At 43.5% G+C, this 19,798-nt stretch carries 15 protein-coding genes; 5 read left to right on the top strand and 10 right to left on the bottom strand.

Annotated elements, in window-relative coordinates:
* Positions 1 to 46: 46 nt before the first annotated feature.
* The 7 genes from BJP34_RS11760 to BJP34_RS11730 form a co-directional block, all read right to left on the bottom strand.
* A complete protein-coding gene (locus BJP34_RS11760) occupies positions 47 to 490 on the bottom strand; it encodes a carboxymuconolactone decarboxylase family protein (protein WP_070392514.1) in 444 nt (147 codons plus the stop codon).
* A gap of 164 nt (positions 491 to 654) precedes the next feature.
* Complete coding sequence (locus BJP34_RS11755) at positions 655 to 1,281, bottom strand: FMN-dependent NADH-azoreductase (protein ID WP_070392513.1); 627 nt, start codon at positions 1,279 to 1,281, stop codon at positions 655 to 657.
* Between the two features lie 305 nt (positions 1,282 to 1,586).
* Positions 1,587 to 2,606, bottom strand: coding sequence for a methyltransferase (locus tag BJP34_RS11750; protein ID WP_070392512.1), 1,020 nt, complete (start codon positions 2,604 to 2,606; stop codon positions 1,587 to 1,589).
* A 57-nt stretch (positions 2,607 to 2,663) separates the two neighbouring features.
* Positions 2,664 to 4,361, bottom strand: coding sequence for a class I adenylate-forming enzyme family protein (locus tag BJP34_RS11745; RefSeq protein ID WP_070392511.1), 1,698 nt, complete (start codon positions 4,359 to 4,361; stop codon positions 2,664 to 2,666).
* Positions 4,362 to 4,448: 87 nt separating this feature from the next.
* Positions 4,449 to 4,727, bottom strand: coding sequence for a hypothetical protein (locus tag BJP34_RS11740; RefSeq protein WP_070392510.1), 279 nt, complete (start codon positions 4,725 to 4,727; stop codon positions 4,449 to 4,451).
* A 130-nt stretch (positions 4,728 to 4,857) separates the two neighbouring features.
* On the bottom strand, positions 4,858 to 5,970 hold the full coding sequence (locus tag BJP34_RS11735) for a 3-dehydroquinate synthase II family protein (RefSeq protein WP_070392509.1): 1,113 nt from the start codon (positions 5,968 to 5,970) through the stop codon (positions 4,858 to 4,860).
* A complete protein-coding gene (locus BJP34_RS11730) occupies positions 5,970 to 6,758 on the bottom strand; it encodes a 2-amino-3,7-dideoxy-D-threo-hept-6-ulosonate synthase (RefSeq protein WP_070392508.1) in 789 nt (262 codons plus the stop codon). Before BJP34_RS11730 ends, BJP34_RS11735 begins: the two co-directional genes overlap by 1 nt.
* Positions 6,759 to 7,428: 670 nt before the next feature.
* On the opposite strand from BJP34_RS11730, the gene BJP34_RS11725 reads away from it, so the two are divergent.
* Entirely contained in the window at positions 7,429 to 10,980 is a 3,552-nt protein-coding gene (locus tag BJP34_RS11725) for an NB-ARC domain-containing protein (RefSeq protein ID WP_070392507.1), read from the top strand.
* 241 nt (positions 10,981 to 11,221) lie between these two features.
* On the opposite strand, the gene BJP34_RS39415 is transcribed toward BJP34_RS11725, so the two are convergent.
* Complete coding sequence (locus BJP34_RS39415) at positions 11,222 to 12,820, bottom strand: DUF7594 domain-containing protein (protein WP_158517143.1); 1,599 nt, start codon at positions 12,818 to 12,820, stop codon at positions 11,222 to 11,224.
* Positions 12,821 to 13,134: 314 nt separating this feature from the next.
* Between BJP34_RS39415 and BJP34_RS50395 the strand changes: the two genes are divergently transcribed.
* On the top strand, positions 13,135 to 13,272 hold the full coding sequence (locus BJP34_RS50395) for an IS630 transposase-related protein (protein ID WP_149030926.1): 138 nt from the start codon (positions 13,135 to 13,137) through the stop codon (positions 13,270 to 13,272).
* Positions 13,273 to 14,026: 754 nt separating this feature from the next.
* On the opposite strand, the gene BJP34_RS11710 is transcribed toward BJP34_RS50395, so the two are convergent.
* Positions 14,027 to 14,662 (bottom strand): response regulator, encoded by a 636-nt coding sequence (locus tag BJP34_RS11710; RefSeq protein ID WP_070392505.1) that lies wholly within the window; start codon positions 14,660 to 14,662, stop codon positions 14,027 to 14,029.
* Complete coding sequence (locus BJP34_RS11705; RefSeq protein ID WP_070392504.1) at positions 14,659 to 15,900, bottom strand: sensor histidine kinase; 1,242 nt, start codon at positions 15,898 to 15,900, stop codon at positions 14,659 to 14,661. The genes BJP34_RS11710 and BJP34_RS11705 overlap by 4 nt, the downstream gene beginning before the upstream one ends.
* Positions 15,901 to 16,061: 161 nt before the next feature.
* Here BJP34_RS11705 and BJP34_RS11700 point away from each other — a divergent pair, with 161 nt between their 5' ends.
* From BJP34_RS11700 to BJP34_RS11690, 3 genes are all read left to right on the top strand, one after another.
* On the top strand, positions 16,062 to 18,398 hold the full coding sequence (locus BJP34_RS11700; protein WP_070392503.1) for an alpha/beta fold hydrolase: 2,337 nt from the start codon (positions 16,062 to 16,064) through the stop codon (positions 18,396 to 18,398).
* Between the two features lie 80 nt (positions 18,399 to 18,478).
* The gene (locus BJP34_RS11695) at positions 18,479 to 18,727 is read left to right on the top strand and encodes a hypothetical protein (protein WP_070392502.1); all 249 of its coding nucleotides are present in this window, start codon (positions 18,479 to 18,481) and stop codon (positions 18,725 to 18,727) included.
* Between the two features lie 201 nt (positions 18,728 to 18,928).
* A complete protein-coding gene (locus BJP34_RS11690; protein WP_070392501.1) occupies positions 18,929 to 19,705 on the top strand; it encodes a DUF4058 family protein in 777 nt (258 codons plus the stop codon).
* Positions 19,706 to 19,798 lie beyond the last annotated feature (93 nt).

The raw sequence follows: 19,798 nt of genomic DNA, 5'->3' as shown, positions 1-19,798 counted from the left end.
GTTATAGTTGAATAAAAAGAAAGCACATTTTATTGACAAACACCCTCTAATAAGTACCTGGAATCATTTTTGTAGTAATAGCAATACGATTCCAACCATTGATCGTGACAATAGCCATCAAAAGTTTAGCGATTTCAGTTTCCGAAAAATAGCGACTTACCTCTTCATAAACTGAATTCGGTACCTGATTATCTGAAATCAGCGTCACTGCTTCAGTTAGCTCTAATACAGCCCGCTCTTCCGGACTGAAAAACGGCGTTTCTTGCCAAGCATTTAGGGCATATATCCGTTGTTCTGTTTCTCCATTACTTCTAGCTTCTTTTGTATGCATATCGATACAAAACGCACATTTATTAAGTTGAGAAGCACGGATTTTTATTAACTTGATCAGTGTTTTACCTAACCCACTTTTATTCACATAGTTTTCCAAGGAATTCATGGCTAGATAAGCTGCTGGTTCAACTTTTTTTAGTTCCAATCTTGTTTCCATTTAAATACCTCAATTGTTACAATTACAAAAATTTACGTTTGACTTGATTAAGCTAATATGCATTTAAATTTCAGTCCGATCCAGTTGTGAAAAAGCCGGTCTACCCTCTCCCCATCTCCCCATCTCCCCATCAGCCGACCTTCACAATTTAAATGGGTGAGAGCTTACCACGTTCCTACTGCTTTCTCAAGCTCAGCACGGGCATTTTCCAAAGATTGCTGACGGGCTTCTTCCCCTAAATCTAGTTTTTCGGCATGAATAAAGGTGATATCTGTAATGCCAATCACTCCAAAAATAGCCCGTAAAAAAGGTTCCTGATAATCGTAATCAGCACTAGGTGTTCCTGGAGAGAAACTACCACCACGAGCTGTAAAAATTAGCATTTTCTTTCCCTTAGGAACTAAGCCCCGATATTGACCAGGTTCGTCAAAGGTAAAGGTGCGATTAAATCGGACAATTTGATCGATATAAGCTTTGAAGGTAGATGGAACATTGAAGTTGTACATGGGAATGCCGAAAACATAGCGATCGGCTGCTAAAAATTCATCCACCAAAGTATCTGATACTTTAATTGCCTCTACCAATTCAGGAGTGCGTTTTTCGGGAGGACAAAATGCTCCAGCAATCCACTTTTCATCGACATGGGGGACAGGATTATGACCTAAATCTCGATAGCTGATAGTGTCATCTGGATAGAAAGACTTCCAAGTTTGAATAAACCGATTAGACAATTGCCGAGAAATAGAGCGATCGCCACGGGGACTAGCATCAATGTGAAGAATATGGGTCATAATTCAGTTGAAAGTTGTTTGCCTGTTTGGTGGTTTGGTGGTTTGGTTGTTTGGTTGAAGGTTGAAGGTTGAAGATTGAAGGTTGGAGGTTGGAGGTTGAAGGGTGAAGGGTGAAGGTGGTTTGGTTGTTCGCGTAGCATGGCGAATAGGCCAAGGTTTAGAATATAACCTGTAACCTGTAACCAGATAACCTGCTAACCTTTAACCTGCTAACCTGCTAACCTGCTAACCTGCTAACCTGCTAACCTGCTAACCTGCTAACCTGCTAACCTTCAACCTGCTAACCTCCTAACCTGTAATTGGGATTATTTGATGCCTACTGCCATTGAGTAAGCTCCTACAAGAGGTTTAGTGTAAGTATCTTTGAATCCTACTTTGTCCATCCAAGCACAGCAGTCTGCTCCTGTGTAGTCGAAACCCCCAAAGGTCTCGATCAGCATATTTAGGCTCATGAGTAACCCAAAGGTGTTCTGGCAGCGCTGATCGTCGATTAGTGCGTCGTAGACAATCAATGCACCACCGGTCGGGAGTACTTCGTAGGCTTTGGCAATTAACAGGTGCTTTTGTTCTAGATTCCAGTCATGCAGGATTTGTCCCATAACCAAAACATCAGCACTAGGCAGCATATCCTGGAAAAAGTCACCACCATGGAAGTGTAATCGCTGGCTAAGTCCTCTCGAAGCAACATATTCCTCGTAAATTGGGCGAACCACTGGCAAGTCGAACCCACCTCCGTGTAAATGGTCATGACTTAGGGCAACGGTTACTGGTAACTGCCCTTGAGCGGTACCGATATCGATAAAAGTCTGAAACTTCTCCCAGGGAAATTTTTCAGCGATCGCTTGAGCTACTCCCATACTGACCCCAGACATCGCTTCCAGAAAGAGTTTTAGGCGGGCAGGGTCCTGGTAAAGGGTGCCGAAGAAGTCTTCTCCATTTTTGGCTTCATTCTGGGGTTTACCGCTCCGTAACCCTTCTGTTAATGAACCCCAAAATCGATAGAGACGGGTGTTGTACATCTCTAGATAACCACCGATATAGGAAGGCTTGGAGCGGTCAAGAAACAAATCACTTTCAGGAGTGTTACTGTAAGCGTTATCAGAATAATCTAACACTTTTAATGCAACTAGTGCATCCAAAAAATCTCGCGCACTACGGGGATGAAGTCCTAATTTTTCAGTCAATTCAGCAGCAGTCATAGAACTCTGAGCTAGTTCAGTAAATACTCCCATTTCCACTGCACTTAAAAATGTCTTAGATGCCGAGAAAGCAAACCCCAATTCCAGTAGTTTGTCCGGTACCAGCTGTTTAGTAACCGCTTCCATTGACTAGTCTCCTTCTAGTTTATTTTAGTAAAAAATGTTGATTGATTTATAAACAAGCTAAGACCTAACTGGAACTTTGGTTAGCTCTGCATAAGCAAAATCATGAAGCCCTTTACCATCTAAGTTATGCTCAGCACAAATTAGGATATCCTGATATTGATCGCGAAGCTTCCTTTTCAAGACTTTTCCTGTTGAACCGACAGGAAGATTACTGACAATTTCTAAGAAAGACAATGGTTCCAAATTGTTATACAATAGCTGATGATTGATAGCAGTAATCAGAGCTGATGCTTTAAGACTTTCTTGTGCTTTCAGCTTGATAAAAGCCACCAAACCATCCAAGCCTTTTTCCTTAGGAACCCCAATTATTGTACAATCAGCAACAGCTGAGTTGTTCTTCAAAATTAATTCCTCGATGGGTAAGGTATTGACTAAGCCCCTAGCGCACTGAATCGCATCAACCGCACGATCCACGTGAAAAAATTTATTTTCCTGATCATAATAAGCCAAATCCCCACTAATCCAGTACCCTTGTTTATAACTTTTAAGAGTGCGGTTAGAATCATTCCAATAGCCTGGTGTAATAGTTGGAGATTTAATACCTAGGAAACCTACCTGATAGGGTGGCAGTAGATTTCCCTCTTCATCTAAGACTACAGCTTTGACAAAACTGCGTGGCTTACCCATATATCGATTATACAAGCTTGTCTGGCGACTAGAAACTTTATTAAACAAAGCCATGCCAAGTTCTGAAGCACCGAGACCATCAACAAAGACTGATTTAGAATTCCCCGCATTTACCAGAGTCCTGATATGAGCTTCATGGGCAGCATCTCCCGTATTAATCCACATTTTTACAGAACTCAATTGGTCTTTTTCTAAAGCCTGGGAAGCCATATCAGCATAGGTTTGTGGAAAAGCTGCTACTATAGTCGGTTTAAGTTTTTTAGCTTGAGTAATAGCATTATTTCCAGATAAATCCGACAAAACCATAGTGGGTAACCCCAGTAAGGTGACTGTCATAAAGTAGCTAATTCCCGCCGAATGTGAACTAGGTAAGGCAAACAAAAACTTATCGGTTTGACTAGCTGGAAAATTTAGCAGCCGAATGCGTTTGCCAAAGAAAAACTGTTGATGCCCAAATATCACTGGCTTAGGCTTTCCAGTAGTACCAGAGGAATGACAGATCATAATTGGATGAGAATCTGTAGGAGAATATGGATACCACTGGGGAAGCTGTATCTCTGAGCTCTGAACAGATGTATGGTTGACATCTGTGGCAATAAACTTTAATGAGTCATTAGTTTTGACGTAGCTACTAATACTATCGAGGTGCTTCTGATCAGAATATAAACCAATGGCACCAACACGCCTGATAAAGTCAGCAGCAATATCAGGATCCATACGACCGTTTACCAAAACTGGAATAGCACCGAGGTTGTTTAGTGCTAAGTAATGGATAAAGTAACCGATTCCATCGTCTAAATAGATAGCAACAGGATCATTCTCACGAACACCAGATTTCCTGTACCAAGAGGCATAGTTATCAACAACCTCTTTTAAGGAAGATAAACTAAAACTGTTGATGGTATCCCCTGTGAATGTTTTAAAAGGTTTTTCCAAAAACAAAAAATCATTGTTTCGATAAGGGTTATTAGTAACAGAGTACTGGAGAAAGTTACCACATCCTAATGGTTTGGCAAGGAATAACTTAAGTCTTTGGTACAATGGCAAAATAGTTGGGTTAATGTTCATGAGGTTAAATCCAAAGTCGTTTCGAAATATAATTGATACTACCTAACAGATAATGTCATGCCGACAATGCCGCAATTTATTCACAATTTAAATCAAATTTGCAAGTTCACTATCAGACAAAATAATCTGACCATAATCGGGAATCCAAGCTAGCCAGGTATTTTCAGATTCCCGACCTAAAATAAGAGCTTCTTCACAATGAATCGAATTAGGGATATCAGGGGCTTTAACCCAAATTTGAGAGTCGGATTCTGCCTCAAGGTTAGTTGAGTTAGTCTCAAGGGATTTGTCTTTAAAACCTAAGGTCGATTCAGTCTGCCTATTTGGTTTTTGCTGATAGTCATTTAAGCTAAGTAATTTACTCATTATTAAATCCCCTCTTACTTGCTAATACATGTTGATTGTTTCCAAGGAAGTTATATCGTGTCCGGTTGTGGGCGATAGTGTTATTTGTCGTTGTTTCTTTGGTAATCGATACTCCCGGACATGATATTATTTACTTTTCTAGACAAGACTCTTTAACTGGAAGCCCAACATGGCGTCCACTGGGCGCAGTATGACCAAGCAGCTTATCGCCAGGCTTTAATTCTGTGACATTCAGGACTTTACCACCAGGTCCAAGAACTCTTACATGCCAATCGTCTTGGACAATCACATTTACTGGGATTCCCGATTGAGACACTGCATCGATACTGAGTAGGGGACGAACTTCTATCTTCATCCTGCCTACAACTATTTCTCGTGCCTTGCCATCACAATTTACCCCTAATACTTTGTGTCCTGAACTCAGCTCACTAAGATAATTAGTTTGACTAACACTAGACACTAAATAAGAATGTATAGCACCAGCATTGACTCGGAAAGGACGAGTTGGCATGTAGGGCAGTGGATGGGTCTCGCTGCTAACTAAAATCATTCCTTGGGAATAAGAACCAATGAGTATACCTTCATCTTTGGCAAAGTTAGAACAAGTATCTACACAAGCCCGCTCTCCCATTCCAATATGGGAAATTTTGGTTACTTCAAGTTCTTCCAGTGAAACTTCCAAATTGTTGGCCTTACGACACAGTTGGCCAAGCTCCCTGGCATCGATAATCCCGTTAGGGGTTAGCATGACCCCATGTGACCCTTTTTCTAAGACCCCCAGGACAATTTCTGCTTCCTGAATATCTTTGACAACGGTAATTATTTGCCCATCCGTGTTGTCTGCTGATGCTAAAACGATCTCCAGAGGAATTTTTGTGGGGTCTTTAAAATAGATGACAGCCCATTTTTCTTGTCTAGCTATCTTACAAGCAGTTTGTAAGGTTTCGTCGTCGATAACATGAATAAAAAATCCAATTTCTGCTTTAGATTTGTAGGTTTCTGGTTGAGTAGTTATTTCAGAATACCAGGAATGATCAAACAGTACTATATCGGCTTTGTCGATACATCCGTCCGCTTCTTCTGGGCTGTCTACAAAAGCAATGCGAGAGACAGAGTCATGACAATCCATGACTGGACTTGATGAATCAACTACCACTCCATTGATATCAGAGTTTAGAGATTCACACAGCGCTTTATAGTCAACATCATTAAAGCTTCTGAGGTCTAACCAAGATAATTTCATTACGCTACCTCCTTGATGGTAAACTGATAGGGATTACTGATAACTTTGGCAATTTCTTGAGAAATGAATGAGGGATTACTGTGTTGAAATATATTTCTACCAACAGCAACGCCTTTACCGCCAGCCCTGATGGCATCTTTGATCATCGATAAGATCGAGCTATCTGCATTGCTCTTTGCTCCTCCAGCAACGATCACAGGGATGTCAACGGAATTAACAACTTGTCTGAAGGATTGAACATCGCCAGTGTAGTTGACCTTGACAATATCTGCTCCTAGCTCCCAGGCCAATCTGGTTGAGTGAGCGATCGCATCTGCATCGTACTCATTTTTAATCTTCTCTCCTCGTGCATAAACCATTGCTAGCAATGGCATACCCCATTGATGACAGGCTGCTGATATTTGGCTGAAATCTTTGAGCATACGGTATTCATCGTTTGCCCCAAGATTAACGTGAATTGAAACTCCATCTGCACCAAGCTTAATGGCTTGTTCAACAGTACTGACTAGATGTTTGGAAGATGGATCGGGAGATAGGTTAGTTGACCCAGAAAGATGCAAAATTAACGATATATCTTTCTGAATTAAACCTGGATGGATTGCCCGAGCTATCCCTTGATGAGCAACAATTGCACTAATGGTTTTCTCCGGTAACGATCTGATGAATTGATGAACTTTTGCCAGACCACTAACCGGACCCAGTGTAAACCCATGGTCAATTGGGACTATAAAATAGTTGTCTAATCCTTTGAGAATTCTTGCCAAACGATAATTTTTACCAAGAGACATAACAGACTCCTTTTGACTCGATTACATGATGTGGTGTTTTCCAAAATCTTAGATTCCTATCGAACTAAGTGTTGGAAAACTAACTTTTAGTGTTTCATGGCACTTAGCTCAATCTCGATATTTCTATCGTGCCTGACACTCACAAACAGAAAGTCTCAGTTTTTGCCTCAGTTTTTGTCTTAGTAACTGGAACTAAAGTGAGTTATCTGGTTTTTTTTAGAGTAATCTCAGGAATTTCTTAGATTTCCCTCAGGTTGAACTCAACAGGATAACTCATGTAGCAAAGGGCACTTCGGATCAGGGAGTCGGGAGTCGGGAGTTGGGAGTCGGGAGTCGGGAGTCGGGAGTCGGGAGTCGGGAGTCGGAAGTAGGGAACTGTAGCTTTACAACCAGTTCTGCTAGCCTAGAAGTTAAACAGGTTTGTCTCAGTTTTTGTCTCAGTGGTTTCAGTTATGCTGTGTTTCTGAGATTTTTCTCATGTTTTCCTAAGACTCCATCTGCGTTAACCTGGCCTAACTAATTCCATAACTTTCCATAACATTTCCATATTGCGCGGCTTTTTGGTCACCCATAGATTAAAGAGTTAGGTATATTGATGGCTGGATTAGGGATGGTGCCATAGCGATCGACCCCATGGATTGGGGGTTAAGCAAAGCAAGAGAGTGGACTTATGATGAATTCCGTGCGAGCATCTGAATCAGGACTTAAATTAGTAGACCAAGCTAGACGTCAGAAAAGATGGAACAAAACAGCGGTAGCTTGGTGTACCAGTGCATTTACCTCTAGGGCAACCTTAAACCGATTTTGGGGGAGACAGTCAATTCGTACTGACACCTTCATGGCCATTTGTAGTGCTGTAGGTCTTGATTGGGAAAAGGTAGTTGAGCCGGATGAGATTGAGATAGATCAGATGGAGCTAACAGCGCTATCGACAACTGCTCTGGCTGGAATTGGACATCTTGATTGGGGTGGAGCTCCAGAACCGAGGAGTTTCTACGGTCGGATGCAGGAACTGAACACCCTAGAGGAATGGATTCTACAGGACAACTGCTGCCTGGTGGCACTTCTAGGTATGGGGGGAATTGGCAAAACCACCTTGGCTGTGAAGTTAGCCCATCTGCTACAGGATAAATTTGAGTTTGTGATTTGGCGCAGTCTACGCAATGCTCCGCCCCTAGAGGAAGTCCTGGCAGACATGATTCAATTTCTGTCTGTGCAGCAGGAAACGAATTTACCTTCCTCTGTGGATGGCAAAATTTTGCGATTGATTCAGTATTTACAGACGGCGCGTTGCCTGCTGGTTCTTGATAATACCGAATCGATCCTCGAAAGTGGTTCTCGCACCGGTGGCTATCGAGAGGGATACGCTGGATACGGTGAGCTACTCAGAACTATTGGGGAAACTTCCCACAACAGCTGCCTAGTGATGACCTCCCGGGAGGCACCTCAAGACTTGACCCTTCTGGAGGGGGAAGCCTTACCCGTTCGCTGCTTCCCACTCAAAGGTTTACCAGAAACCCACGGACAGGAAATCTTTAAGGAAAAGGGAAATTTTATTGGCGATGACACCGAATGGATGACCCTAATTGAGCGTTATGCGGGAAATCCTTTAGCCTTAAAGATGGTAGCCTGTGCAGTCAGAGACTTTTTTGATAGCAATATTGCTCAGTTTCTGGATTTTTTAAAGGAAGGCTCATTCATTTTTGATGATATTCGGGATTTACTAGATCGGCACTTTCAGCGCCTCACCCCTACAGAAAAGGAACTGATGTACTGGCTAGCTATCAATCGGGAACCCATTTCTCTTGAAGAACTGCAAGAAGACTTTGTATGCTACCTATGCGCTACGGATATTTTAGAAGCTGTAGGGTCTCTACAACGGCGGTCATTGATTGAGAAAACCTCAACTGGGTTTACCCAACAACCTGTAGTCATGGAATACATGATTAATCGACTCATCGAGCAGATTCCTGAAGAGATTATTAGTCAAAATATCGCTATCTTCCGCACTCACTGCCTAGTCAAAGCCAGCGCCCCTGACTATGTTCGGGATGCTCAAGTCTGTCTGATTCTAGAACCGATTATTGAGAAGTTACTCTCTAGTTTTGGTTCTACAAAACAGCTGGAAAATCATCTCCTGGAAATCCTCTCAATGCTGCGCGCCCCGACTCCTGGGGTTAAAAAATCTACTCTCCAGATGGGATATGTCAGTGGTAATACTATTAATTTACTTAGTCAATTACAGATTGATTTAAACGGCTATGACTTTTCTGGTCTGACAGTTTGGCAAGCCAACCTACAGGGACTGACACTACATAATGTCAATTTCGCTGGCTGTGACTTGGCTGGCTCAGTGTTTACTGAAACCCTAGGGAATATGTTATCGGCAGCATTTAGTCCAGATGGGAGGATGTTGGCAATCTCTGATACAAATTTTGAGATTCGCCTATGGCATGTGCAAACTGGTAAACTACTGGTAATCTGTGAGGGTCACACTAATTGGGTACGCTCTGTTGCGTTTAGTGGGGATGGTAAAACCTTAGCCAGTAGTAGTGCTGACCATACCGTCAAGTTATGGCAAGTCAGTGATGGCAGCTGCTTCCAAACTTTTACTGGACATACTAATCAAGTGTTCTCAGTTGCTTTTAATCCTCAAGGTAATACCCTGATTAGTGGTAGTAGCGACAACACCGTAAAACTCTGGGATGGTGACACGGGTCAATGCCTTAACACGTTTACTGGACATACCGGTTGTGTGAGATCAGTGGCGTTTAGTACTGATGGCAACACCCTAGCCAGTGGCAGTGATGACCACACTGTCAGACTCTGGGATGCTAGCACTGGTAGTTGGGTTAGAACTTGTACTGGACATACCAGTGGAGTACGCTCAGTGGCGTTTAGCACTGACGGCAACACCCTAGCCAGTGGCAGTAATGACCACACCGTCAGACTCTGGGATGGTAGCACTGGTAGCTGTGTTAGTACTCACACCGGACATAGTAGTGGAGTCTACTCAGTTGCTTTTAGCACTGATGGCAAAACCCTTGCTACTGGTAGTGGCGACCATACTGTCAGGTTATGGGATTACCACACTGGTATTTGCCTGAGAACCTTGCATGGACATACTAATCAGATCTTTTCTGTGGCGTTTAGCCCTCAAGGTAACACCCTAGTCTGTGTGAGTTTAGATCAAACTGTCAGACTTTGGGATTGGGGCACTGGTCAATGCTTGAAAACTTGGCAGGGAAGTACTGATTGGGTATTTCCAGTGGCTTTCAGTCCTGATGGTAAAACTTTGGCTAGTGGCAGTAACGATAATACAGTCAGACTATGGGATTATCATAGCGATCGCTGTATCAGTATTTTGCACGGACATACTGCTCACGTGTGTTCAGTGGCCTTTAGTAGTGACGGTAAAACCGTAGCTAGTAGCAGTAGAGATGAAACTATCAGGCTGTGGGATATCAAGACGGGAAAATGCTTAAAGATTTTGCACGGACATACTGATTGGATCTATTCCGTCACTTTCAGTAGTGATGGGAAAACCCTAGCCAGTGGCAGTGCTGACCAAACGGTGAGGCTTTGGGATCAGGTTACTGGTCACTGCGTCAGGACTTTGGAAGGACATACGAATCAGATCTGGTCAGTGGCTTTCAGTAGTGATGGTAAAACCTTGGCCAGTAGCAATACAGACCAAACGGTGAGGCTGTGGGATGTCAGCACAGGGGAATGCTTGAGAATTCTACAGGGACATGGTAAGCGGGTCAAATCCGTCGCTTTCAGTCCTAAGGATACTATCCTGGCCAGTTGTAGTACAGACGAAACGGTACGCCTCTGGGATTTGAGTACGGGTCAATGCTCTAAACTATTACGCGGACACAACAATTGGGTTTTTTCCGTGGCATTCAGTCCCGATGGCAACACTATCGCTAGCGCCTCTCACGACCAAACTGTCAAGGTGTGGGATGTTTCCACAGGGGAATGCTGCCACACTTGCACCGGACATACCCATCTGGTCTCTTCTGTTGCCTTTAGTGGGGATGGTCAAATTATAGCTAGTGGCTCTCAAGACCAAACGGTGAGGCTTTGGGACACTAAGACGGGCAAGTGCCTGAAAATTCTCAGAGCTCCCAGACTCTACGAAGCCATGAATATCACTGGAGTTACAGGGTTAACTGAGGCACAGAAAGCAACTCTGAAACAGTTGGGTGCGATCGCATAAGTAGGCAAGCCCATTAATTTTGCCTAGGTACTTACTTTGAAATGTCGAATGTAGGACGAAACCCAATCCTCCTGCTGAGAATTGGGATTGGTTTCAAGCGCTACGCGCAATGGCATTGGCAACAGGCAACAGGCAAAAGTTAACAGCGATAGCTTTTGCTGCTTATATTAATCTCAAACACCTGAATGCGTAGTGCTATAAGAGCGACCTAGAACATTGGTAAGTCGTGGAGGACTAAAGGTTATGGAGCTTTGGCATGGGGCAGACTTGTGCAAGCAAGACCATCTTTGTTCCCATCTAGACGGAAACGATCATCCCCAAAGTAGTTAAACACAGCCTGTGCCTCTTCCTGAGTCTTAAAATCCGAGCAGTTACAATCGGAATTGACACAATCGGGAAGCTCAAAAAGATTGGCTGTATCAGTTTCAGGCTTGCTTTGAACTGCAGGTTTCAGAGTAGCCATTAGTGTAGGAGGGCTATACTCAGTGCTTTCTTTAGACGCAAAAACGATATAGGCATCTGGGGCTTTATATTCTGCACGATTAATCAGAATAGTCACTATGTCATCAGTATCACCTTTGATGAAATCTAGTAACTCAGGTGAGTTAAAGCTAAAAGAATCTCCTGTCGCTATAGAAGCTGCAGGGAGTTTCCCTAAGTAAGTTGTTTGGTTTGAGAGAAATAAATTGGTAGAGCAAGTATCATTACCCGGCGCGTTATTCCAAGTGGTTTTGGTTTCAGACCAATTTTCCTCTACTCCATCATTCAAGCCATAAAACTCAATAGATCCTTTGGTGTTGGGAAGGTTTATCGTACTCAAATTCAGGCTCACATCATCAATACCATCATTCAGCTCACTGAGATCAAATCGGAGGTAAGTTTTGCGGCTATAAGAGAAGGTCTTACCAAGCTTGACGACTAATTTACCGTTTGTTCCATTGTTCTGACTAGAGTAGGAACCACCTCGGATAAAGGTGTCTGCTCCATTGCCCGCTGCTGTAGTAATTACCTGAGTCTTAAAATCCGAGGAGTTACAATCGGAATTCACACAATCGGGATGCTCAACAAGATTGGCTGTATCAGTTTCAGGGTTGCTTTGAACTGCAGGTTTCAGAGTAGCCATTAATGTAGGAGGGCTATACTCAGTGCTTTCTTTAGACGCAAAAACGATATAGGCATCTGGGGCTTTATATTCTGCACGATTAATCAGAATAGTCACTATGTCATCAGTATCACCTTTGATGAAATCTAGTAACTCAGGTGAGTTAAAGCTAAAAGAATCTCCTGTCGCTATAGAAGCTGCAGGGAGTTTCCCTAAGTAAGTTGTTTGGTTTGAGAGAAATAAATTGGTAGAGCAAGTATCATTACCCGGCGCGTTATTCCAAGTGGTTTTGGTTTCAGACCAATTTTCCTCTACTCCATCATTCAAGCCATAAAACTCAATAGATCCTTTGGTGTTGGGAAGGTTTATCGTACTCAAATTCAGGCTCACATCATCAATACCATCATTCAGCTCACTGAGATCAAATCGGAGGTAAGTTTTGCGGATATAAGAGACGGTGTTATCAAGCTTGACGACTAATTTACCGTTTGTTCCATTGTTCTTACTAGAGTAGGAACCACCTCGGATAAAGGTGTCTGCTCCATTGCCCGCTGCTGTAGTAATTAGTTGAACATTGGCATTGATTGGTGCTACTTGGGGTTTGTCTACATTTTGTATGCTCTCGCTTTCAGGGTTAACCATGGCTTGGATTGGAGCGGGGAAGAGCATCACGGCAGGAATTATCAAAACCGCGCTCAGCAGAAAAGCCCATAGACTTCTCAGAGATTTAGGTACCATGTTACGTTGTTGTAATTGGGTTAACAATAATGGTGCATCTATACTATATAGCAATAGGTGCATCTAATATTTGTAAAAAAGATTGGAAGTGTGGGAAGTGTGGAACCCGGGCGCGGGAAGTGTGGGAATTTTATCCGGAATTTTTGCCTAATTGCAAAAGCGCTGCATCGCTTTATCATAACACCAAAAAATCCTCGGATATCTTGACTACTATTCCCTGTTATCTTTGTCTATTAATCCTATAGTTATAGCAGTCAAAGGAAAGCTTAGTACATACTAGTCATAAAGTAAAGTATTGTTAATAAATTAATCAAATGCCAGTTCCTTACAGTTACGATTTAAGAAAAAAAGTGATTAGTGCTATCGACGATGGCATGGTAAAAACTCAAGCTGTTCGTTTATTTGAAAAAAGCATAATTACAATTAATATCTGGTTAAAAAAGATAAATTAAACAGGATATTATAGGCATAAATATGGTCATAAAAAGGGATATAATCCGAAAATATATGATTTAGATATATTTAGGTAATTTGTCCAATATCATGGTAGCTCAAATCAGAATCAAATGGCAGAATCATGGTCATAAAAGATTAGTGATAGTACTATAGGTAAAGCCTTAAAAAAAATCGGTTATACCCGATAAAAAAAATTACGGTTATCGATAAAGGGATGAATAAAAAAGGCAATAGTTTCTAGAACAAATTTATAAAAATAAGCCAGACAAGCTAGTTTACATAGCGGTGCGACAAGGCGGGACGTTTCCAACTCCTAGGTCGCCGCTCCGCGAACGCCTAGGGAACGCGCACCAAGAGAGGATAAAAAATTCGATAATGAGTTGAATCAGCCGGTTGTGAACTTCAGGTGCGACCCAAGGGCGCGAGCAATCCCTCGCGCGGAGGCGCGCACCTTACTATTTGCCCCCTATTCTCCTGATTTAAATAAAATAGAACATTATTGATTTTCGATTAAAAATCGATTCAAAAAATCAAAAATAACTATCTAATAGTTTCGTATTTAGATTTAATTTTGCTGTTTATTTAACATCATAAGCTATACTAAAAATAGCAATAATTACGATTGTTAGTACGTCGAACTCAGGTAATCCTCCGGTGGGTTGGTTCTGGCAGTTTAGTTTTTCCCAAAAAAGCTCTGCTATGATGATTTCCCAGATAAAATAGTGATAAAATAGTTTAATATCATGCACATTAAAGATTCTGATAGGCCCAGAGGGCAGCCTGGGTGCGATCGCGAACATCCAACTCACAGAAAATATTAGTTAGATGATTTTTAATCGTGCCTTCGGTAAGATTAAGGGCGGCTGCAATTTCTCGATTGCTTTTACCCTGTCCCAACAGCTTCAGGATCTCTAGTTCCCGCTGATTGAATTGAGCATGATAATCTGTTTTTTCCCGTTCAGGTTGGGTATTATTCAGTTGAGAAAACACCTTTGGAGCGATGGTAGGACCTAATTGGCTGTATCCCTGATACAGACTGCGAATGGCCGCTGCCACCTTAGGTGCTGGAGTGCTTTTAAGCAAATAGCCCAATGCCCCAGCCTGAAGAGACTGGAACACATAGTCATCATTGTCAAAGGTGGTTAAGACCAGAATCCGAATCCAGGGGTAGCGGGTATGGATTTCTCGGGTTGCTTGCACGCCATCGCAGATGGGCATCCGCACATCCATCAAGATAATGTCAGGCTGTAACTTCTGGGTGAGGGCAATGGCCTCTTCACCGTGATTGGCTTCACCCACCACCTCGAGATCATCCTCCAGGGACAACAGTGCCGCCAGTCCCTGACGAAAGATGGGTTGATCATCAGCCAATAGAAGTCGAATCATCGTGGTATCCTAATCTGAATACAGGTGCCTTGTCCCGGTGTGCTATCTAATTGTATCGATCCACCTATCAGCTGAACTCTCTCCTGCATACCCCTGAGGCCAAAACCCTGGGTGGGTTTAGCAATATCAAAGCCAATACCGTCGTCCTTTAGTTCAAGGATAACCGCATCAGCAGAAGCATATCCCCGGAGGTGAATAACCTGGGCTTGACTGTGTTTGCGGATATTTTCCAATCCTTCCTTAACCACACAGTAAAGCTGATGATTGGTTTGTAACGGCAGCTGGGGCAAATCTATTTTGCTTTTAACCGTTATGGAGGGGTGGGATATGAATGATTCCATCAACTGTATCAGCGCTGTATTCAGATCAAAGGTCTCTTCTCGCATGGTGGTCACTGCCCGACGCACTTCTTGTACGGATTGGCTGGCCAGCAGTTTGGCCGTCTCTAACGCTGGTTGAAGCTTATTAGAGTTTCGTTCGTAGAGTCGTTGTGCTAATTCTAGCTGCACATCAAGGGAGGTCAAAGTATGGCCCAATGAATCATGAATATCGCGAGCAATGCGGGTGCGTTCTAAATCTGCGGCTAGCAATTCAACTTCCTGAGTTAAGGCGATTGCTTGCTGACGACTCCTGTACTCAGCTACTAAGGTAAAACAGAGCAGAAGAATCAGTATGCTCATAGAAATATAGAGTACAAGGTTATTGAAAATCGTATCTGCAAGCAATACTTGGGGAGCCTCTTGGATCATTTTTACTCGCTCTTCAAAAAGAGCTTTCTGCTCTTCAATTGGGTTTGAGAGATCAGTGAGAAAACCATTCATAAACCACCACGCTAAACCTATATGCCAGGCAATACCGGCTAAAACAACCGTGATGATCACGTCCCGACGACGCAACAGAAAACAGCTTTTGGCTAAGTATATACAGAGAAGGAGATCCAAACCCACCTGACTAAAGATACGTGTTAGTAACAGACAGGCAATTTCGGCAAAGATATAGGCTCGTCGCTGCCACATGGGGCGACGAATTGGAAAGAAAAAGCTCAGAATGGCCAAAACTCCTAATACCCAGAAGACTAGATAGTAACTGTTATTGGCCTCATAGGGCAATGATTTATTCAGGATGGGAAAAATCAGTCTCAGGGTCACCATGACTAAGAATGCCCATTCCACATAGCGCAGGATTTTGGGAATTGAAGGATTAATGGTCGAAACCTGAGGAGTTGTCCGAGCTGACATCAGCTTACCTAATGCTTATGACTGCTTCTACAGCTTATGAAACTTATGGATAAATTTCCATGACAAAGGTCATGTATCTATATGACCTTTCGCTATAGTCAGTTTGAAATGGCCTATTTAATATTGAATTATAAGCAACTATTCAGAGGATACGGTTTATCATGAAACAAGTTCAATTTGGTGCAGGTTTGATGATTTCTATTAGTTTGATGGGTTGCCTTGGCAATCAACCGCTGCCGCTAACGGCAAAAACTGCTAGCGCTGCTAAAAGTCAGACCGCTGTAGCACCGTTACTTCAGCGGGAACTATTCTTTGGCGATCCAGAGATTACGGGTGCCCAGCTTTCCCCCGACGGTAAGTTTCTGGCCTTTCAAAAACCTCTAGACGGCGTGATCAATGTGTGGGTTAAGGGCATCGATGAACCGATGGAAGCTGCTCGTCCAGTCACGGCTGATGCTGAAAGCCCAATTATAATTTACTTTTGGAGCGCCGATGGTCGTTACATTCTCTACGGCCAGGATAAAGGGGGCAATGAGAATTTTCACATTTATGCGGTTGAAGCTAAATCTTTAGGTGAGACTAGCCCGGTAACCCGCGATTTAACCCCTGTAGAGGGGATTACGGCCATGATCTACAGCATTCCTAAACGGACTCCCAACCACATCATTATCGGTCTTAACGAGCGCAATCCCCAGTTTCATGATGTCTATCGTTTGGATTTGACAACAGGCGAGCGGACGCTGCTGATTCAAAATGACGAGAATATTGCCCTCTGGACAACGGATTTAGACGGTAATGTGCGCATCGGCTATCGCCAAAGCCTGGAAGGGGGGCATGAGATTCTGGCGGTGCAAAAAGATGGATTAACACCTGTTTACACCTGTCGAATTGAAGAAACCTGTCGTCCCATTCGATTTCATAAAGATGGCCAACGGGTGTATCTGATCAGCAATCGGGATGGGAATTTAATCCAGTTAGAGCTGCTTAATCTCGAAAGCCAGCAGAGTCAGGTCGTGGAAGTTGATCCTGAAAACCAGGTGGATTTTGGCCGTGCAGTGTTTTCACAAGCGACTGATGAGTTGATTGCTACCTCCTATGTTGGCGATCGCATCCGCATCTATCCTCAAAACGACAAGATAGCGGCTGATCTAGCCTTTCTGAAACAACAACTGCCCGACGTTGATATTGTGTTGCAATCCCTTACTATCGATGATCGCTTTGCGTTGATTGGAACCCGGAGCGATGTGAATCCCGGGTCTACTTATCTATTTGATCGTAGTACTCAAACCCTGGAAAAACTCTACGATGATCGGCCAGAGCTGCCCAGGGAACATTTGGCCACCATGCAGCCGATCCGCTATACAGCCCGTGATGGTCTAGAGATTCCAGCCTATCTGACCCTGCCCCAGGGGGTAGACCCAGTGAAGCTACCGGTGATTGTCATGCCCCACGGTGGACCTTGGGGACGAGATATGTGGGGGTACAGGCCGTTTCCCCAGTTTCTCGCTAATCGTGGCTACGCCGTTCTCCAACCCAACTTTAGAGGGTCCACTGGCTATGGTAAAGCCTTTCTCAATGCCGGTAACAACGAATGGGGCACGGGTGCAATGCAGCATGACCTGACGGATGGCGTGCAGTATCTGATTGATGCAGGGATTGCCGATCCAGAGCGTGTGGGAATTTTTGGTGTCTCCTATGGAGGCTATGCCACCCTAGCTGGTTTGGCATTTACGCCAGATATTTATGCTGCCGGTGCATCTATGGTGGGGCCATCGAATCTGATTACCTTGCTCAAGTCAATTCCTCCCTATTGGGAGTCGATCAAGGCTTCCTTTGCTCTGCGGGTGGGAGATCCGGATGATCCGAGCGATCGCACCCGTCTAGAAGCCCAGTCACCGCTATTTTCCGCCGACCAAATTCAAGCCCCGCTGATGGTGGTTCAGGGAGCCAACGATCCCCGAGTTAAGCAAGCGGAGTCAGACCAAATTGTGGCCGCATTGCGAGACAATGGCCGACCGGTGGAATATCTGATTGCCCCCGATGAAGGCCATGGTTTCCGTAAGGAGATCAACTCGCTGGCCATGACAGCTGCATTAGAGAAGTTTTTAGCTGAACATTTAGGCGGACGTTACCAGGCCGAGATGTCTTCAAAGGTACAGGCTCAACTAGAAAAATTAACTGTTGATATTGACACTGTCACAGTTAATGAATCCGGTGAGCCTGAGATTGTTGAACTTGACCCAGCAATTTACAACCGCTATGTGGGAACCTACCAGTTACTCCCTAATATGCAGATCGCTATTCGAGTCGAGGAACAACAACTACTCGCCCAAGCCACAGGGCAGGAAGCGTTTACCCTTTATCCTGTTTCAGAGACTAAATTCTTGGCTCAGGTTGCAGATATCACGATTCAATTCAATTTCTCAGCAGATGAAACGGTTAACGGACTAACACTTTATCAAGGGGGTCAGGAATTGATTGCATCCAAGGTGAAGTAATTGAATAGATTGACATTGGGGGCACACTGCTGTGTGTCCCGTGCAAAATTGCTAACGATACTAACGAGGAGCCTCTAGTTATGGAAACAGAAACCACTCAACGTACTGCAATACAAGTATTAACTCAGACGGCAGCAGGTGCGGGTGCCGGATTACTGGCGGGCATCGCTATCATGTCTATCTATCGATGGATTTGGCATGTAGAGATATCTTTGAATACAATAATACTTTTAAGCATTGGCTTCTCCATTTACTGTGGAGTTTTATCAGCTTGGCTAGGGAAAAGATTCTGGAATTTACTCGGTACCTTTATCAGCTCTATCAGCTAATATTTGGTTTGGGGCAAGGCCCCCTTAGAGCTGATTCCTAAAGTAAATCTTAAGAAGTCTGAAAGCTTTGCTATGATTGTCTTTTCGGTATTAAATAGTTCAATTGTTCTATTTTAGTGCAAGCCTTATCCTACAAGGTTTAGTGCGAGTTTACGAATCAGCTCTAAGGAAGTATGTTCACAACTCAAATCAAAATGCTATATGCCTAACCCATTTCCAGGGATGAATCCCTACCTTGAACAACCGGAATATTGGTCGGATTTCCACAACCAATTGGTGGCGGCTTTGGCTAGAGCATTAATTCCCAAACTGCTACCTAAATATCGGGTAGTCACCGATAAGTGGGTTTATAAGATTGCTGGCTCAACCAAGATTGCCATTGGTAGACCCGATGTTACGGTTCAACAAAGCCGAGATGCTTCAGCCGCAATGGCTACAGCAGTTGCGGTATCTGAACCGTTAGTTCAACCCATTAAGGTAGCTGTTCCTTTACGAGAAGAAGTCCGACAATCCTACATCGAGGTTAAAGATGTAGCCACTAAGGAAGTGGTGACAGCGATTGAAGTTATCTCCCCTGCCAATAAACGAGGAGAAGGGCGTCAGAAATACGAAGCCAAACGGCAGCAGATATTCGAGAGTATGACTCATTTGGTAGAAATTGACCTGTTGCGAGATGGGGAACCCCTGCCTGTTTCTAACAGCAGTAATCCGAGTCATTATCGGATATTAGTCAGTCGTTCTAATACCCGTCCCACTGCTGACTTGTACCTTTTTAATTTATGCGATCGCATTCCCTCTTTTCCGCTTCCCCTTCTTCCTGGGGATACCGAACCAATGGTAGAATTACAGACATTGGTGGATCAGCTGTATGAGGAGTTAGGCTACGAGTCTTTTATTGACTATAGCACTAGTCCGCCACTCCCTTGGTCGGAGGATGATGTGGCATCTTGGGCAAGAGATCGTCGAGAAAATTTGTGACTTAGGACACAAATAAATTCTCGACTGTATCAAGCCATAGCTGATTAGCCTCAAAATATAGTAAGCTTTTTAGAGCCCATGTCGCCCCTAAAT

The sequence above is a fragment of the Moorena producens PAL-8-15-08-1 genome, from assembly GCF_001767235.1.
GTDB lineage: Bacteria > Cyanobacteriota > Cyanobacteriia > Cyanobacteriales > Coleofasciculaceae > Moorena > Moorena producens_A.
Note: the sequence above shows the minus strand (reverse complement) of the source record. Positions and strands in the feature narration are given on the sequence as shown.

Excerpts from the sequence above, each read along its gene's own strand:
- BJP34_RS11760 (WP_070392514.1), bottom strand. The coding sequence starts at position 490 with ATGGAAACAAGATTGGAACTAAAAAAAGTTGAACCAGCAGCTTATCTA.
- BJP34_RS11755 (WP_070392513.1), bottom strand. The coding sequence starts at position 1,281 with ATGACCCATATTCTTCACATTGATGCTAGTCCCCGTGGCGATCGCTCT.
- BJP34_RS11750 (WP_070392512.1), bottom strand. The coding sequence starts at position 2,606 with ATGGAAGCGGTTACTAAACAGCTGGTACCGGACAAACTACTGGAATTG.
- BJP34_RS11745 (WP_070392511.1), bottom strand. The coding sequence starts at position 4,361 with ATGAACATTAACCCAACTATTTTGCCATTGTACCAAAGACTTAAGTTA.
- BJP34_RS11740 (WP_070392510.1), bottom strand. The coding sequence starts at position 4,727 with ATGAGTAAATTACTTAGCTTAAATGACTATCAGCAAAAACCAAATAGG.
- BJP34_RS11735 (WP_070392509.1), bottom strand. The coding sequence starts at position 5,970 with ATGAAATTATCTTGGTTAGACCTCAGAAGCTTTAATGATGTTGACTAT.
- BJP34_RS11730 (WP_070392508.1), bottom strand. The coding sequence starts at position 6,758 with ATGTCTCTTGGTAAAAATTATCGTTTGGCAAGAATTCTCAAAGGATTA.
- BJP34_RS11725 (WP_070392507.1), top strand. The coding sequence starts at position 7,429 with ATGATGAATTCCGTGCGAGCATCTGAATCAGGACTTAAATTAGTAGAC.
- BJP34_RS39415 (WP_158517143.1), bottom strand. The coding sequence starts at position 12,820 with ATGGTACCTAAATCTCTGAGAAGTCTATGGGCTTTTCTGCTGAGCGCG.
- BJP34_RS50395 (WP_149030926.1), top strand. The coding sequence starts at position 13,135 with ATGCCAGTTCCTTACAGTTACGATTTAAGAAAAAAAGTGATTAGTGCT.
- BJP34_RS11710 (WP_070392505.1), bottom strand. The coding sequence starts at position 14,662 with ATGATTCGACTTCTATTGGCTGATGATCAACCCATCTTTCGTCAGGGA.
- BJP34_RS11705 (WP_070392504.1), bottom strand. The coding sequence starts at position 15,900 with ATGTCAGCTCGGACAACTCCTCAGGTTTCGACCATTAATCCTTCAATT.
- BJP34_RS11700 (WP_070392503.1), top strand. The coding sequence starts at position 16,062 with ATGAAACAAGTTCAATTTGGTGCAGGTTTGATGATTTCTATTAGTTTG.
- BJP34_RS11695 (WP_070392502.1), top strand. The coding sequence starts at position 18,479 with ATGGAAACAGAAACCACTCAACGTACTGCAATACAAGTATTAACTCAG.
- BJP34_RS11690 (WP_070392501.1), top strand. The coding sequence starts at position 18,929 with ATGCCTAACCCATTTCCAGGGATGAATCCCTACCTTGAACAACCGGAA.